The sequence below is a fragment of the Mucilaginibacter sp. genome (assembly GCF_028288225.1).
Classification (GTDB): Bacteria; Bacteroidota; Bacteroidia; order Sphingobacteriales; family Sphingobacteriaceae; genus Mucilaginibacter.
Genome location: NZ_JAQBOC010000007.1, coordinates 44,200 through 61,342, shown reverse-complemented (window position 1 = coordinate 61,342; position 17,143 = coordinate 44,200). Strand labels below are relative to the sequence as shown.

11 protein-coding genes and 1 pseudogene are annotated in these 17,143 nt (G+C 40.3%); 4 read left to right on the top strand and 8 right to left on the bottom strand.

The features are described from left to right. Window positions 1–23 precede the first annotated feature (23 nt). Together JWQ54_RS02055 and JWQ54_RS02050 are read left to right on the top strand one after the other, a co-directional pair. Window positions 24–677, top strand: a pseudogene (locus JWQ54_RS02055) (phosphatidylserine decarboxylase family protein); the annotation flags it as partial. A gap of 503 nt (window positions 678–1,180) precedes the next feature. Next, complete coding sequence (locus tag JWQ54_RS02050) at window positions 1,181–1,654, top strand: hypothetical protein (RefSeq protein WP_299579438.1); 474 nt, start codon at window positions 1,181–1,183, stop codon at window positions 1,652–1,654. A 52-nt stretch (window positions 1,655–1,706) separates the two neighbouring features. Here the strand turns inward: JWQ54_RS02050 and JWQ54_RS02045 are convergent, their stop codons facing one another. The 5 genes from JWQ54_RS02045 to JWQ54_RS02025 all read right to left on the bottom strand — a co-directional run bounded on the left by JWQ54_RS02045 (window position 1,707) and on the right by JWQ54_RS02025 (window position 5,890). Further along, entirely contained in the window at window positions 1,707–3,716 is a 2,010-nt protein-coding gene (locus JWQ54_RS02045) for a PAS domain S-box protein (protein ID WP_299579435.1), read from the bottom strand. Between the two features lie 201 nt (window positions 3,717–3,917). After that, complete coding sequence (gene rplS, locus JWQ54_RS02040; protein ID WP_073406881.1) at window positions 3,918–4,265, bottom strand: 50S ribosomal protein L19; 348 nt, start codon at window positions 4,263–4,265, stop codon at window positions 3,918–3,920. A gap of 222 nt (window positions 4,266–4,487) precedes the next feature. Then, complete coding sequence (locus JWQ54_RS02035) at window positions 4,488–4,739, bottom strand: hypothetical protein (protein ID WP_299579432.1); 252 nt, start codon at window positions 4,737–4,739, stop codon at window positions 4,488–4,490. Between the two features lie 7 nt (window positions 4,740–4,746). Beyond that, window positions 4,747–5,238, bottom strand: a complete 492-nt coding sequence (locus JWQ54_RS02030; protein WP_299579430.1) for a hypothetical protein — start codon at window positions 5,236–5,238, stop codon at window positions 4,747–4,749. A gap of 43 nt (window positions 5,239–5,281) precedes the next feature. Then, on the bottom strand, window positions 5,282–5,890 hold the full coding sequence (locus JWQ54_RS02025; protein ID WP_299579427.1) for an RNA polymerase sigma factor: 609 nt from the start codon (window positions 5,888–5,890) through the stop codon (window positions 5,282–5,284). Between the two features lie 171 nt (window positions 5,891–6,061). On the opposite strand from JWQ54_RS02025, the gene JWQ54_RS02020 reads away from it, so the two are divergent. Then, window positions 6,062–8,623, top strand: a complete 2,562-nt coding sequence (locus JWQ54_RS02020) for a M14 family metallopeptidase (protein ID WP_299579424.1) — start codon at window positions 6,062–6,064, stop codon at window positions 8,621–8,623. Window positions 8,624–8,775: 152 nt separating this feature from the next. Here JWQ54_RS02020 and JWQ54_RS02015 read toward each other — a convergent pair whose 3' ends face one another. The 3 genes from JWQ54_RS02015 to JWQ54_RS02005 form a co-directional block, all read right to left on the bottom strand. Next, on the bottom strand, window positions 8,776–11,229 hold the full coding sequence (locus tag JWQ54_RS02015) for an outer membrane beta-barrel family protein (protein ID WP_299579422.1): 2,454 nt from the start codon (window positions 11,227–11,229) through the stop codon (window positions 8,776–8,778). A gap of 453 nt (window positions 11,230–11,682) precedes the next feature. After that, window positions 11,683–13,347: a PspC domain-containing protein gene (locus tag JWQ54_RS02010; RefSeq protein ID WP_299579419.1), complete on the bottom strand. Its 1,665-nt coding sequence runs from the start codon at window positions 13,345–13,347 to the stop codon at window positions 11,683–11,685. A 23-nt stretch (window positions 13,348–13,370) separates the two neighbouring features. Then, window positions 13,371–13,703: a PadR family transcriptional regulator gene (locus JWQ54_RS02005; RefSeq protein WP_299579416.1), complete on the bottom strand. Its 333-nt coding sequence runs from the start codon at window positions 13,701–13,703 to the stop codon at window positions 13,371–13,373. Between the two features lie 184 nt (window positions 13,704–13,887). On the opposite strand from JWQ54_RS02005, the gene JWQ54_RS02000 reads away from it, so the two are divergent. Further along, the gene (locus JWQ54_RS02000; RefSeq protein ID WP_299579414.1) at window positions 13,888–17,142 is read left to right on the top strand and encodes a SusC/RagA family TonB-linked outer membrane protein; all 3,255 of its coding nucleotides are present in this window, start codon (window positions 13,888–13,890) and stop codon (window positions 17,140–17,142) included. Window position 17,143 lies beyond the last annotated feature (1 nt).

Here is a 17,143-nt window from a genome sequence, read left to right as displayed (position 1 = left end):
CAACAAACAACATTACCCCAATGATGACTTTTCATAAAGAAGGATATACCTCCTTAGCCATTTGCATATTGTTCATATTTGTATTGAATGCATTTATATCATTCTATTTTCCTGAAGCACATGTTGTAAAATGGATAGCTTATATAATTTCGTTTTTGCTATTTGTTATTATAGTGCAGTTTTTTCGAAGCCCGAAGGTCAGCGTTGATCCGCATGATAGGCATGTGCTTTGCCCTGCGGATGGAAAAGTGGTGGTAATTGAAGAAACAGTTGAGACTGAGTTTTTAAAGGATAAAAGGATCCAGCTTTCGGTTTTCATGTCGCCAATAAATGTGCACATTAACCGCAACCCTATAGCCGGGGTTGTAAAATATTTTAAATATAACCCGGGTAAATATTTGGTAGCCTGGCACCCAAAATCATCAACCGAAAACGAGCGCACCACCATAGCCATTGAAAACAGTGATGGGATAACCGTATTGTTCCGCCAGATTGCAGGTGCGCTTGCCCGCCGCATTGTATGGTACGTAAAAGAGGGCGATGTGGTTGAACAGGGAGCGCAGTTTGGCTTTATAAAATTCGGCTCGCGCGTTGACGTGTTTTTACCACTGGGCACCGAGATAAAAGTTGAGCTTGGCCAGGTAGTAAAAGGCGGAAAGACCATATTAGCCGAGCTGGCCGAAAAACCGGTTGCGATTAAAACCGAGCCCGCCAAAACTAAAACAAAGGCCGAAGCGGAGGATGCCTTTGAAACAGTGAAAGCGGCAAGGCCGATTAAGAATACCGTGAAAAAGAAGGCGTAAGGGTTATATTTGGCCTATATCCTAAATAATAGCTTTTACAAACCAGAGCGCAGGGTCCTCTGCGAGTAACAACCCGTGATTTTGTGGGTTAACTTAAATCTGCGAGAGACCCTTAATGCTAGTAAGTTAAGGGAAAACACAAAAATAGTTCTTCTCTCATAGCATTCTAGCCCCACCCACCCCCCCGGAAGGGAGGGCTTTAAAAAAGAGCGAAGCTAAAGTCTCCCCTACCGGGGGAGATTTAGAGGGCGCTTTAATTATCAGGGTTGGCGTAACTTATGACATTGGAGCGCCCCCGCGGAAACAGAAACAGAAAAAATATATTCTAAATTTTCACGATATTTATATTGTTCTTTTACACCTGATTATATTGCATCATGAAAAATATTTTGCACCTGATTATCTGTTTGGCAATTTGTTTTATTGCATTTACATCGATCTCAAAGCCTGTCCGGAGCAGCTTAACCAGCCAGCTTATTGGCGAATGGCGGAATGTGTACGTAAAAATTATCATCCATAATAAAACCAAACCGGTTTCAACTATGGAGGCCGACAGCACTAACTGGGAGGCACGCCTTGGTATTAAACCAATCCGCACACACTTTATGGAAGATGGCAGCTATTATTCGGAGTACAGAAATGCAAAAGACAGTTTAATAAGGCGGCCATCAGGAATATGGAACATAAAAGATGACTCACTCACCATGATGCAGCTAAAACCGGATAAATATGTATTAAAGGTACACGTGAAAATTGAAAATGATCATGCTACATTCAGCGGCCTGATTGATTTTGACGGCGAGGGAATATGGAATGATGAATATCTCGGGATTCAGAAGAAATTTAGATAGCGACTGGATTTTTATCAAGCAGTTGCATTCGCACATCAATAATTAAATCTTATCAAACCGGGATCTCAAAAAAGAAAACAGAGCCTTTGCCTTGCCCGCTCTCAACCCAGATCCTGCCGTTATGCCGTTTAATAATCTCTTTGCTGATGAACAGACCGATACCAAGACCAGAGATACCGGCTCCCAGATCTTCAACCCTGTAAAACCTGGTAAAAATACGTTCCTGTTGCTCATGTGTTATACCCAAACCAAAATCCTGTACTGAAACCAGTGCTTTATTATCCGCTACAGATACCGAAATATTTACCAGGCTGGCCCCTGGTGAATATTTGATGGCATTTGAAAACAAATTGATAATTACCTGTTCCATTCTTTGCCTGTCGGCAGTAACCAGCAACTCATCAAGGTTGGTATTCAGTACTAAACGGTGTGTCTTTGTCGAATACTGCATTGCCTCTATAACTTCATGCACCAGCTGCAACAGATCAAACACGGTGAAAGTAAATGGTAGCTGCCCTGTTTCAATTTTTGATATATCAAGAAGATCTGCTATAAGAGAGGTAAGCTTATTTATTTGCGACAGTGCTTTTTCGATAAAAGCCTTATTTGCATCATCAGCCGGCAGGCGGTGGTTAATTATCTGCAAATAACCACTCAGACTTGTTATAGGGGTCTTTAACTCATGGCTGGCAAGCCCTATAAACTCATCTTTTTTGGCATTCAGCTTTTGGATCTCTTCATATAGCTTTGCGTTTTCTAACGCCATTGCCGTTTGTGTAGCAACGCTTTCAACCAGGCTTTCATGGTATTCAGTAAATTTTCCGGCCTCAGGGTGACCATAAAACAGCCCACCTATCACAGTTCCCGATTTAGAAATTACCGGCACGGCCAGGTAGCTTACTACCGGTAAATGACCCTGGGGCTTTCCATAATGCGGCGGATTTTTACCATAGCGCGGGTCCTTGGTTATATCATCAGTCCTTACTATACATTCGCCGCTAAATGTTGGATGAAACACGGCAGTATTACGGGGCATCCCAAATTTTTCAAACGCTTCTTTTGATGCACCCGATAAGGTGTATAACGTATACGATTCGCCATGTTCATCCAGCTTATTATAAAAGAATGCGCCAAAGGCGGCACCGGTAACTTTCGTAGTAACATCCGTAACCTGTTGCAATATTTCCTCTACATCTAAATGTTCAGAAACCAGTTTACCCACGGTATTTAGTGTTTCAAGGTTGCTGGCATAATGCTGCAGGCTTTCTTCTGCAGCTTTTTGCCGCGAAATGTTACGCGCAATTTTTGAAGCGCCTATAACCTGTCCCTTTGAATTCCTGATTGGTGATATGGTTAATGAAACCGGGATCTCTATGCCATGTTTTGTTAAACGATAGGTTTCATAATGCTCAACTTTTTCACCGCTCGCTATTTTCTCCAATATCACATCTTCTTCCTGCCAGCGTGTTTTTGGTATTATCTGCCTAATTGAATTTCCCACCATTTCCTGTTCGTTATACCCAAACATTTTTTCGGCCGAGATATTCCACGAGGTTATTGTTCCATTCAGCGTTTTACTCACTATGGCATCTTCTGATGATTCAATTATTGATGCAAGCATGGCCTGTTTGGCTTCGCTGTATCTTTGTTCAGTTACATCTATCAGTGTATTTACTGCGCCAACCAATTCGCCGTCTGCATTATAGGTAGGAACAGGGTATGGCAACACGTTGATCCTTGTACCATCGGGCCGCTGTATTATGATCTCTTCTCCTTCAATAGCAATGCCCTCCTTTAAAGTAAGGGCCATAGGGCAGCTGTCAAGTTTAAGGGGTTCACCATCGGGATGAAATATCTTCCATGAGCCGCACCAAAGGTCCTCTCCAATTACAGGTGTTCTGCCCCACAGTTTTACTGCAGCCTGGTTAAAGGAAGTAATATAGCCTTGCTTGTCGCAGGTATAAACTGCAATTGGTAAATTATCAAAAAGCTGCCCTGAGAGTTGGTTATGTGCTCCGGGCAATTTTTCTGCCTGCAGTTGACCAGTTCCTTGTCCGTTCATAATGTATTTTGTAATTGTTTAACCAACAAACATTCACATATGTTTTACAATTAATCAGGGGCTATTAAATATTCCTAAATAATTTTTTAATACCAAACTAAATAAAAAGTAGAAATGCCGCAATAAAAAAGCCTTCCCGGAAATTCCGGAAAGGCTTTACAATATTTTATTCTTTGTCCGCCGGAGAGCGGATAAGGGGAGTTAAACTCTTTTTGATTTGATACGGGCTGCTTTACCTGTAAGCGCACGTAAATAGTAAAGTTTAGCACGACGTACTTTACCGTGGCTGTTCACCTCAATTTTATCAATGTTTGGTGAGTTGATAGGGAATATACGCTCAACGCCAATGCCGTTTGATACTTTACGAACGGTAAAGGTTTCGGTATTGCCGGTACTGTTGCGTTGAATAACAACACCCTGGTAAACCTGGATACGTTCTTTATTTCCTTCTCTGATTTTATAATGTACACTTACTGTATCACCAGCCTTAAAGGTTGGAAGTTGTCTTACTACTACTGATTGTTCTTCAACAAATTTTACTAAATCCATGATTTTTAGCTCTTAAAGCGATTTTTAGCCCGTAAAAATCGGATTGCAATTATAGGGATTTTTTTTAATATAAAAAAGTCATTATGAAAAATTTCCACATTTATTGTTTTACTAACAAAATGCCGGTTAGAGAGTGGTTGATTTGGTTGTACTAAGTTGATTGGTTATAAAATAAATTTGTTTTTAGTTAGGATAGCCTTATCCCAATCAACCTAATATGATCTATTCAACTCTATCAACCTGATCTGTCAACTTCTTCCGTTCAGTAAAATACGCAATAATGGTATAAACCAAACCGATCAGCAATAAATTGAACACAAAATTTGTAAGCGTGTCGCTTACCGAATGTGAGTGACTGTCGATATCAATAAACGTATATATAGCATATGCTGCTGCTATAACCAATATTACCCAGCCAATTACTGATGCCGGCCAATAGATAATCCCTTTTCGGGTAAACCAATTTAATTTCATAGTATTATTAATTTTTAACAACAATGTTTTCTGTAATTATATAGGCAATAAATGTTAATACAATAGCAAGGCTGACCAGTATTAGCAAAATATTCCAAACCTTTATTTTTATGGTGATGCTGAACTCCTTTATTTTACCCTGCTCCGGACCAAACTTTTGATATTGAACATGCATGATAGCAAGAGCATTTATTATAATGCTTACAATTGGCAGGATCACCAATAAAAGCGGAGACAAAAACCTCATGTATGGATTTTTATCCAGGCTTGACATCAGGTTAAACATTGATTCAAATAAATTGAGCTTTATGTGAAAAAAGTAATACATAAATACACAAAATAAAAAATAGCATGGCACCACAATAAGCCATACACCGAGCGCTGCCGAGCGTTCCGCATTCATAATGGCCATTTTTACCATTTTTGGATGTTCACGCGGATCAATTTCCGGTACTTTTAAGTTTTCCATTTTCTTTAAAAATTCGTCTTTATCTTTCATGTCAATTACCCTTATAATGCAAAACTTGTTTTTGGTTGCATTGTTAAAGCATGTTTCTTAATTTTTCGAGGCCCCGGGATAGCAGCGATTTAACCGTTCCCTCATTTTTATTCAGTATGGCGCTTATTTCACCGTTTGTTTTTTGTTCGAAATAGCGCAGGGCTATTACTTCCTGGTATTTAACATCCATCTTAAGCAGGTTTGAGCGGATTAAATTATAATCATTAAAACCCCGCAGCTCCTTTTCCATCACTTCGCGTTCATCATCGTCCTGCTCGTGCAGCAGCTTTTCCATTTGGGGGTTCTCCAGCAATTGCTGTAACGATTGCGGCTTATACCTGCTGCTGCGGTAATACTGGTTAAGTTCGTTAGTGGCAATACGAAATAACCATGCCGACAGGCTAATACCCCGCCATTGAAAACTGTTTATTTTTAAAAAAGCCTTTAAAAAAGTTTCAGCAGCAATGTCTTTTGACAGATCATAATCGGCTGTCCGGCGCATAATGTATCCAAAAACAGGGTTATACCAAAGGTCGAACACCTGCCCAAAAGCAGCCGGATCGGTTCGGCATTGTTCAATAAGGCGGGCTTCGTTTTTAGGGTCCATTAGCTGCAACATACCTGTAATGCATAAGGCGCATTTTGGTTGCAATCTAATTTAGTGTTTTATTATGAGTTGATTGGATTGGATCCGCATTACTTATAGAAGGTTAACTAGCAAAATGGCCGATTTTAGACTAATTGGGTTTTAGCCCCAATGAAAGCTGCAATTTCACATTATTCGTTTTTTAATTTTATATTAGCCTGTACTTAGTCTTCATCCATGATAAAAAAGTTACTCCTGTTATTTATTTTATTAAGTGCGTTTTGTACTGCTTTTGCACAGGGGATCCAATCGCCGGAAAAGTTTTTAGGCTATAAATTAGGGGAACAGTTTACTCCGCATTATAAAATTGTGGAGTATTTTAAATACATAGCCCAGGCATCAAAAAATGTAAAGCTGGTTCAGTATGGCTCAACTAACGAAGGCAGGCCGCTTTTGGCTATGTTCATTGCATCTGATGGAAACATTGGCCGGCTGGAAGAGATCCGCCGGAATAATTTAAGGTTAGCGGGATTAGAATCAGTGGCAGGTTTAAATAAAGTAGCAGGAAGTAGCGGCAGTAGCAGTAATCCTAAAACTGCCACTGCCACTTCTTCTAACACTCCTGTAATATGTTGGTTAAGTTATAACGTACATGGTAATGAGCCGGCATCGTCTGAGGCTGCAATGTGGACTTTGTATGACCTGATCGATCCGTCAAATACGCTTACACAGCCCTGGTTAAAAAATACCGTAGTTGTTATTGACCCCTGCTTAAACCCTGATGGGCGCGACCGTTATGTAAATTTTTATAATTCAGTAAAGGGGGCCGCGCCGGATGCTAACCCATACGCGCGCGAGCATGCCGAGCCATGGCCGGGTGGCAGGATAAACCATTATTATTTCGACCTTAACCGCGATTGGGCATGGCAAACCCAAAAGGAGACGCAGGCACGCCTGGCATTATTTAACCAGTGGCTGCCCGAAGTACATGTTGATTACCACGAACAGGGCTATAATGCACCCTACTATTTTGCCCCGGCAGCCGAGCCCTTTCATAAGGTTATTACGCCGTGGCAGCGCGAAATGCAAACTACAATTGGTAAAAACAATGCAAAATACTTCGACCAGAATGGCTGGCTGTATTTTACCAAGCAGGAATTTGACCTGTTATATCCATCTTACGGCGATACCTATCCTATATACAATGGCTCTATCGGGATGACCTACGAGCAGGGTGGGATAGGTGCCGGCCTGGCTGTACTTACCCGCAGCGGTGATACATTAACGCTGGCTCAAAGGGTTGCACATCATCATTCAACCGGTTTAAGCACGGTGGAGTCGACATCTGCTTATTCGCAAAAGCTTTTGGATGAGTTTAAAAAGTTTTATGACAAAAGCCGCACCAATCCTCCTGGCGAATACAAAACTTATATTATTGAAAATGACAATGTTGATAAGGTAAATGCATTAACCAAACTATTGGATAGGAACGGCATTCAATATGGGTTTGGATTAAAAAACAGTGTTACCGGGTATAATTATACAACCGGGAAAATCGAACAGTATAATGTTAGCCCTAATGATCTGATCATAAATGCCTATCAGCCAAAGTCTGTATTGTTAGATGTATTGCTTGAGCCCAAAACTTTTGTGACTGATTCAAATACTTATGATATTACAGCGTGGTCGCTCCCTTATGTATATGGGTTAAAGGCTTATGCTGTAAAAGAATCATTAAAGCCTGCTTCATCAACTTTTAGCGCCGCAAAACCACAGGTGCTGGTTAATACGCATGCTTATGCATATGTATCAACCTGGCAGTCGGTTAATGATGTAAGGTTTTTATCAGCATTATTAAAAAGTGGCATTAAAGTGCGCTATTCCGAAAGACCCTTCCAGGCGGCCGGCAAAAAATTTGCAGCCGGATCACTACTGATCACGAGAGCGGGAAATGACCGGGGCGACTTTGATCAAACAATTGCCCGCATAGCTACAGAACTTAACCAGGACCTTACCCCCCTTGCATCGGGTTTTGTTGAAAAGGGAAATGATCTGGGGTCGGATGTTATCAGGTATATCCGCCAGCCAAAGGTGATGCTTGCCGCGGGCGATGATGTATCGTCAGAAGCGATGGGCGAAATATGGCACTTTTTTGAACAGCAGATCGGGTACCCTATTACATTGGTGCGCTATAGTGATTTGAGCCGGGCCCGGCTTGCCGATTTTGATGTAGCCATATTTCCTGATGGTGATTATGATGGCTTTCCGTCGGATAAATTAACGAGCTGGATTCGTGATGGCGGTAAGCTGATAGCTATCCAGAATGCGGTAGCACAGCTGGTTGATAAAAAAGGCTTTATGCTAAAGAAAAAGGAAGAAAAGAAAGATGACAAAGCCGACGAAAAAAGCAAGGAGCAGCCTATATTATTATATGACTCCCGTGATCGTGACGCCCTCCGTTCAAGTGTTCCGGGTGCTATTTATAAATTAAACCTTGATAATACGCATCCGCTTGGTTTCGGCTTGCCAAACTATTATTATTCCATAAAGCTGAGCGATGATATTTATGATTTTTTGGGTGAGGACGGCTGGAATGTGGGTACAGTAAAAAAAGATGGCCTTGTATCAGGCTTTGTTGGGCAAAAAAGCAAAGAGAAAATTAAAGACGGTCTGCTGCTTGGTGTACAATCAATGGGCCGCGGCTCAGTAATATATATGGTTGATGATCCGGTGTTCCGCAGTTTTTGGGAAAACGGAAAATTGTTATTAAGCAACGCCGTGTTTATGGTAGGGCAATAGGGGAAGTTGGCAGTGGGCAGCTGCCAGTTTGCAGTAGCAGATTTGGTAAATTGTAAATAAATGAACAGTTTGCAGTGTCATAAAAATACTCACTGCAAACTGCTTGCCTTTTTAAAACTGCCCACTGCAAACTGCCCACTGCCAACTTCATCCTAATTTCCCTTCACTCTTCCTTTTTCGTCATCGGCGCCGCTTTGGTGCTCACGTACCTTTATTTTATTGTTACCAAAATTGTAGGTAAAAGTTAAGCGGGTTACCCGGCTTTCATTTTTTTGTTTGATGTCAAGGTTATTGGTTTGATAATAGCTGGTAACGTCGTTTCTGCGGGAATTAAATATATCGCTCATAGAAAGCTTTATGTTAGCTTTTTTATTAGCAAATGAATGGCTGATACCCGCATCGGTTGAATATTGGCGCTTTACGTCAAAAATGCCATAAGTTAATGCCGAGTTGTAGAAGTTTGTTAATTCAACCTTATACCCTTTTGCTACCAGGAAAGTTTGTGTAGCCCGTAACTGGTAAGCCCACTTACCCCTATTAAGTTTGCCGCCTAAAAGCGTGTCGGCTTTAAAGCCCAGGTAAAAGCTTGTTGCATTAACATTACCTGTCCACCATTTTGCTATGGTGTATGGGGCATAAAGGTTTACGTTATAATTATTCTGGCTTTGCAGGTTTAAATTAGTTTGATAGGTAGCTTTGCTTACCGGGTCGGTCAATAAGATCTGGGTTATTGCTCCTGATGTATGGCTGTAGCCCAATGTTAATGTAATTGATTTATTATAGGTGTAATTAAACTCGAAGTTATTAGTGTATTGCGGGTTTAAGAAAGGATTACCTTTTTGATAAGTATATTGATCCAGGTAATATACAAAAGGGTTAAGGTCATCATACCCCGGCCTGTCAATCCGGCGACTGTATGATAAACCTAGTTCATTTTTGTCATTAAGCGTTTGGGTTATAAAAATGCTTGGGAAAAGATCAAAATAATGGCGCTTAACAACCTGGTTGTTAGTTATCAAATCGCCAATAGAGCTGGTATATTCTCCCCTTAACCCTGTTTGTATCGAAAAGTTTTTATAATTCTGGCTCAGGTTTACATACACAGCATCAACCTTTTCGGTATAAACAAACCTGTTGGTGAGTGTAGTATCATTTATGAAGCTGCCGTTTACCTGTTTTTGGGCCTGCAAATTATTATCTGTTTTTACATCACTCAGCTTAAACCCGGTTTCCAGCTTAAGTACTTTATTAATAGGATAGGTATAATCAACTTTGGCGGTACGGATAGTAATAACCGATGGCGTTTGGTTGCGTAAAAATAAAGGCGGCGCCATTGAGCTGCCGTCAGGTAAATAAAAATAGGTATCGTAGTGTGCAGTGGAGTTGTTTTTAAATTTCGAATAATCTAAATCAATAGCAAGTTCCTGCCCGGCGGTATCTATCTTATACCTGTCATTAAGGTTAAGGGCAATGTTATTATAGGTTTGGTGGATTTGCGAAGTTGTAGTTTGATAGGAATTTACAACATTTGGCTGAGTGCCTATAAATGTTTTATTAGTATTATCATCTTGCTCGGTGTTAAAATAGCCATTCACCAAAAAGCCAACAGTGTTTTTGCTGCTGATATCATAATCAGCGCCCAGGCGGTAGCTGTTATTATGATTATCATTCGGTATGGATGAAAACTGGTTAAAATAAGTTTTCGCGCCTGTGCTGTCTGTTACAATTCTTTTTATGTCAAGTGTATGCTCCCGTTTACGGTCGTCATGACTAAAAGAGCCAAATACATTCAGGTTGCCTTGTTTATGGTTTAACGTTATATTTTCGTTATTCTTAAAAGTATTGCCGTAAGCAGCACCAAGCGTTACACTGCCATTGGTGCCTGTTTGCTTATTTTTTTTAAGCTTGATATTTATAATACCCGAATTACCCGCGGCATCATATTTTGCAGAAGGGTTGGTAATTATTTCGATAGACTGAATAGTTGTGCCATCGGTTGATCTTAACAAAGTAGCCAGCTGTGTAGAAGTAAGATAAGTAAGCTTATCATTTATCATCACCGTAACACCTTGTTTTCCCTTAATACTGATATTGTCATCTTTATCAATAGAAACCCCCGGGGCGCGTTCCAATATTTCAAGGGCAGTATTACCGGCTGCAAGCACGCTGTTTTCAACATTCATTACAGTACGGTCAACCTTGTGCTCAATCAGCGGTTTTGCTGCCGTAATGGTAACTGTGTTTAAAGCATGTCTTACCTGCTGCATTTTTAATTCGGGAACGGTAACCGTTGCGCCTTCGGTTACGGTAAAGGGTTTGCTTACAGCTTTTTCATATCCTACAACGGTAGCCTTTATAATATAGGTGCCTGTAGTAATATGGTCAAATACATAAGCGCCGGCATCATTGCTCAATGTACCTTTAACAACTGATGAGTCGGCAGCGTTAAGCAGGGTTACGGTGGCATAATCCACAGGCTTACTTTTTTCATCAAGCAGCGCGCCCGTAATTTTCGCTGATGATTTTGAGGGCTGGGCATATCCTGCCGATATACCCGCAATTGTAAACAGCATTATAGTTAATATTCTTATAGTGATGGATCTCATGGTTATGTTAATTTCAGGCAATAGCTTGCCCATTAAAGAATGTTGATCTTTTTAAATTTGTTAGTTAAGTTTTTGAGTTCCCCGGTTACTTACCAGGCCGTTAAAGTGTTATATATTATATAGGTGTAGTTTATTTCATAGTGTGTTAGTTTTTTGTTCGTATTTTCCGGGCAATAGCATTCCATAAGAGCATTGCCCCATTTTTAAATGATAACCGAATACGGTTACCTGTTAGCCGCTTAAAATTTGTATTGTTATGTATAAGATGCAAAAAGAGGGTTTAAGGTTACATCTTATCTCAATTTTTTGGTCAGTGGATTGTTTTCATCGGTCAATCGCCGGTTTTTATCGGTCAATAGATTTCAGTTTCAGCAAGCGGTTTGCAGTTGTTACAAAAAAATTGGCAGTTCCAGGTTTATTCTCCCAAAACTGCCAACTGCCAGCTGCTAATTTTTATTGCGCTATATTCACGCTATCTGTTTTAATACTATCTTTCCTAACGCTATCCTTTTTTGCTGTTACCAGGGTGTCAACTTTACATTGCAGCCCGTTGTCAGTCATGTTGAATATTGAAAATGTAGCTTTGTTATCTGTTTTATTCAAATTGCGGCAATCATATAAATTAACATCCTGTAAATAACGGTCAAGCTTTTGGTCAATTATAACTTTTGCATTTAACGGTAACTTTAAGGTTAACACCACCTCTTCGGCATGCCATAAAATTTTTGGCCTTTTGCGCAGGGTATAATCAAACTTTAAAACAGTATCCTGCTGTGCAAAAATATAGGAGGTGTTGCGGGCATTAAATAAAGCCGCCTCATAATTGTAGCCGCTTGCTCTGAATGATTCTTCAAGCACCGGGTAATTAACATCACTTTTTTCAATATATAAGGTAACGCTGCGCGGCTCGCCGTGAAAGCCGTTGTAATTTTCATCGGTAACTACCATGTTACGGAAGTGGTTTTTAATATCAAGCCGCACGCTGTCCTCGTGCGAAAAATATTTTATATCGTTCAGCTTCAGGTAATAGGTGTTGTTTTTTGTTGGCTTTAAATTAACGGTTTCGGTAAAGCTGGCCTGTTCTCTGAAATTCGAAGCGATTTTAATAGCATAAAATATAAGCATGCCCAATGAGCACAGCCAAAGCACCAATAAAACAGTACCTGTTGATTTGCCGATGCTGCCTACATTAAAAATGCCTTTAATGGTTAACAGTATAATGGTTATAACGGGAATTAAAGCCGTGAGGAAGCCGGCTGTTAAAATGTTATCAGCAAGCTCACTTGAAGCCATTCGGAATGGGAGCATATTGTCGCCAAATTCAGCGCCAAACCCGATAGTGCCAATAAATACCACCACCAGGAAAATAGCAGCGGCAAAAGCGGCCAGCAATATAGCAACGCCCAGCAGTTTAATAAGCACCCTTCCGGCCCCGTTAAAAAATATCCCTAAGTGATGAAAAAAATCACCTACAAAGTCGCGGGCTTTATATACAAAAGGTTTTGCCTCGTGGCCAAAGTTTGAAAGATTTTGGCGAACAGAGCTTAATTCATCTTCAAAGTTCTTTTTAAAACCCTTTAGGTTTTGCTTTTCGCCTTTCATGGCCATTTTATCGGCGCGGGTAACAGCTTTAGGCACAACAATCCATAATATAATGTATAGCAAAAAGCCGGTGCCGCCTATTGGCGTAAATAATGCAAAGGCAAGCCTTATCCAAACGGCGTCGATATCAAAGTAATTTGCAATGCCCGAGCACACGCCGGCAACCAAATGGTCGTCAGGATCACGGAACAGCCTGCGGCCTTCGGTATTGTATGCATAAGCCGCAGATTGGCTACGGCTTTCGCCCTCGGCATTTTCAAAATCGGCAACGGTTCCCATTTGCTCAACAATGCGGTTAACATCCTGTTCAACAATAACCTGCTTGTTTTCTTTTTCAAGCGCCTCGGTAAACATTTCAGCAATGCGGTTTTCAATATCGGTTGTTATCTCCAGACTATCTGCCGAGTTTGAGAAATGACGTTTTACCTCCGTCATGTAATTTTTCAGTATTTCGTAGGCATCCTCTTCGATGTGGAAGACGATCCCGTTAATATTTATTATAATGGTTTTGTTCATGATGACAATAATTTCAGGTTTTTTTATTTTTTGTTCCCAATAGCTGTTTGTACAGCAAATAATAGTTCCTCCCAGGTCTTATCCAACTGCGCCAGCACATTTTTGCCCTCGTCAGATAAGATATAATACTTGCGGGGTGGCCCTGAAGTTGACTCAACCCAGTTATAAGTAAGCAGGCCATTGTTTTTTAAACGGGTGAGCAAAGGATACAGAGTACCCTCAACTACAAGCAATTGGGCTTTTTTTAGCTCAGAAATTATGTCTGATGCGTATGTTTCTCCCTTTGCTATTATGGAAAGAATGCAATACTCCAGTATTCCTTTCCGCATTTGGGTTTGTGTGTTTTCAACAATCATACTGCAAAGATATATGTTTTAAATTGTATTATGCAATACATAGTACTAAAAATATTACATTTATACTTAAAGTGCACTTTATTTTAAAAAAAAGCAATGTTTTTTAAGATTTTGCTTGACAATTTGATAATGTAACACTACTTTTATGATTAATTAACTATTAACTGATCTTATTATTAACGAAATGAAAAAACTTTTACTAGTAAGTTTGTGTTTCCTGGTGTTATGTATAACACAGGCATTTGCACAAAATCGAACAATTACTGGTACAGTTACTTCAAAGGATGACGGCCTGCCGCTTCCTGGGGTAAGTGTTACAGTACCCGGAACTCAAGTTGGTACTCAAACCAACGATTATGGTAAATTTACCATCAAAGTGCCGGCAACGGCAAAATCATTAGCATTTACATTTGTAGGCTTTAACAGGATCGTTTCTCCAATCGGGGCAACTGATGTTATAAATGCCTCGCTTGAAACAAATGCCAGAGAACTAAAAGAGGTTGTGGTTACAACCGGTTACGGCATCAAGCAAACCTCGCGTTCAAATTCAAACTCTGCGCAGGTGGTTACCGCTACTGAGCTTAACACTGTACGCCAGCCAAACATTAACAACGCTTTGGCCGGTAAGGTTGCAGGTGTTCAGGTTCGCAGCCAATCTGCTGCAAACTTAGGTCGTAACACAGAAGTAAGGCTTCGCGGTGCATCTGGCTTCGGTTCAGGTTCAGGAGCTCTTTACGTTGTTGACGGTACGATCCTTCCAAACGCAGATGACTTAAACGTTGACGATATTGAAAGCGTTACCGTATTGCAAGGTGCGGCAGCAGCGGCTTTGTTAGGTTCACAGGGTGCAAACGGTGCAATCGTTATCACTACTGCTAAAGCTAAAAAGAATGGTGGTCTTAATATTGATTTAAAGTTAGGTGCTACATTTGACAAGGCTTACATATTACCACGTTACCAGGATACTTATGGTGGTGGTGCGAATGCCAACTTCAATCAATATGTTTGGAAGGCAGGCGATCCTGAAGCATGGAAAGCCCTAAACGGCAAATACTGGCCTGACTATTCTGACGATAGCAGTTGGGGCCCTAAAATGGTTGGGCAGGAGTATATTCCATGGTATGCATGGTATGGTGGTTCTCAGTATTCATATAAAACTGCTTCCTGGACTCCACAACCTAACAATGCTAAAAGTTTCTATCAAACAGGTACTTTGCTTGATAACAGTGTTACTTTTAATAAAGCAGGAGACGATTACAGCTTTAAATTATCATATGGTAACATTTACCAAAGAGGTATTATTCCTGACCAGGACCTGAAAAGGAATACGCTGAACCTGAACTATAACTATGATCTGAGCAAGCACTTCTCTTTATCAGCAAATATTAACTATGTTAATCAAAAGCTGAATGGTGATCAAAACCAGGATGGTTACGCTAACCAAACTGCTGGTGGTATGACCCAATGGTTCCACCGCGATTTGGACATGGGTATCATGAAAGAACTGAGAGGCCTGCAATATGGCCCTGGCCAGTATGCAAGCTGGAACCACAATGATCCCGGAGCATTTAACGCTGCCAACCCAACTGCATTTTATGGCGGTAACTACTGGTACAATTATTATACTTACCAGGATTTGTTAAAAAGATATAACAACCGCGATCGTCTGTATGGTAACGTAGCATTTACTTACAAAGTAAATAACGATTTAAGCTTCAGGGCTACTTATCGTAAGCAACAGGCTAATACTTATACAGAAAATATCGCTCCTACAGAGTTAGAAATTAGTGCGGTGCAAACTGGTATTCACGCCAATTACTACACTCAAAACACTTATTCAAACCGCGAAAACTACGAGTTTTTAGGTACTTATAACAAAAAGATAAAAGACTTTAACATTAGTGCTAATTTAGGTACTGATACTTATAATTATACTTATAAAGACAATTCAGTACAAACTTCAACCACTGCAGGTTTAATAATTCCTTACTTGTACACTGTTAATAACGGTGCAGGCCCGCCAACACTTATAAACACAAGAATAAGGGAAAAATATAACGCTGTACTGGGTCGTTTATCATTAGGCTGGAAAGACCTGCTTTTTCTTGAAGGTTCTTTGCGTAACGATTGGTTCTCAACTTTACCGCAGAACAACAATGCTGTATTATCAAAATCAGCAGGTGTGTCATTTGTGTTCAGCGATTTGCTAAAAGACCAAACACCATGGTTATCTTATGGTAAATTAAGAGCTACCTACGGTCAGATCCCTAAAGCTTTGGGTCTTACTAACGAAACATTTGGTGCTTACAGGTATCCCGGATTAGCGTATACTGTAAATTCAAACACCTACAATGGCCAGTTATTAATGTCTACACCTGATGCTTATGTTGACCCTCAGATCCATGGTTCAGTGGTAACACAGCAGGAATTGGGTATCGATTTGAGATTTCTGAATGACAGGTTTGGTTTAACAGGTACTTATTTTTGGGGTAACGAAAAAGACATTCCTCAAAGTATCACCGTTAACGGAGCCAGCGGTTTCAACAGTATCTTAACCAACTTTGGTTTAGTATCTAAAAAAGGTATTGACATAACTGCTAACGCTTATGCTGTAAAGCTTCCAAGTTTCTCATGGAACATAACCTTAAGCTATGAAAACCTTTTACAGGATAAAGTGGTTACCATCAGCCCTAAATATGGTGTAAGCCAGATTGTTGTTCCCGGTGCTAACGTAACTTTTACCAATCTGCCTTACCTCGTACAAAAAGAAGGAATGGCATGGGGCCAGTTATTCGGCGGTGGTATCCTGCGTAATGCATCAGGTGTTCCTATCCTTGATGCTAACGGGTTTTACCAGCAAAACAAAGCTGTTTACTTCGGTAGCGTATTGCCAAAACATACAGGTGGTATCCAAAACACATTTACCTTCTTAAAGGATTTTGCAGTTAACTTCAATATCGATTATCAGTTTGGTGGTAAATTTGCCTCATTATCTGATGCATTCGGATCATTCAGCGGTGTAACTTATCGTACTGCAGTGTTAAACGATAAAGGTAATCCTGTTCGTGATGCAGTTGCTGATGGAGGTGGTATTCACCAGGTTGGTGTTGATGCTACAGGTAAACCAGTTAGTATGTATGTTAGTGCTTATGATTACTATCATAACAACTTTAACAATAACACTTTAGATGAGTTTATATATAGCCTTAGCTATATTAAACTACGTGAAGCAGGTATTTCTTACCGTATCCCGGTTAAGAAATGGGGAATTGGCGGTGCTATAAAAAATGCAACTATCCAACTGCAGGCACATGACCTTTGGCTGATCTATGCTAAAACTAAAGACTTCGATCCATCGCAGATCAGCGCTGTACAGGGTGAATCAGGACAGTTGCCAGGTACAAGAGGTTTTGGATTTAACCTAAGAGTAGGTTTCTGAG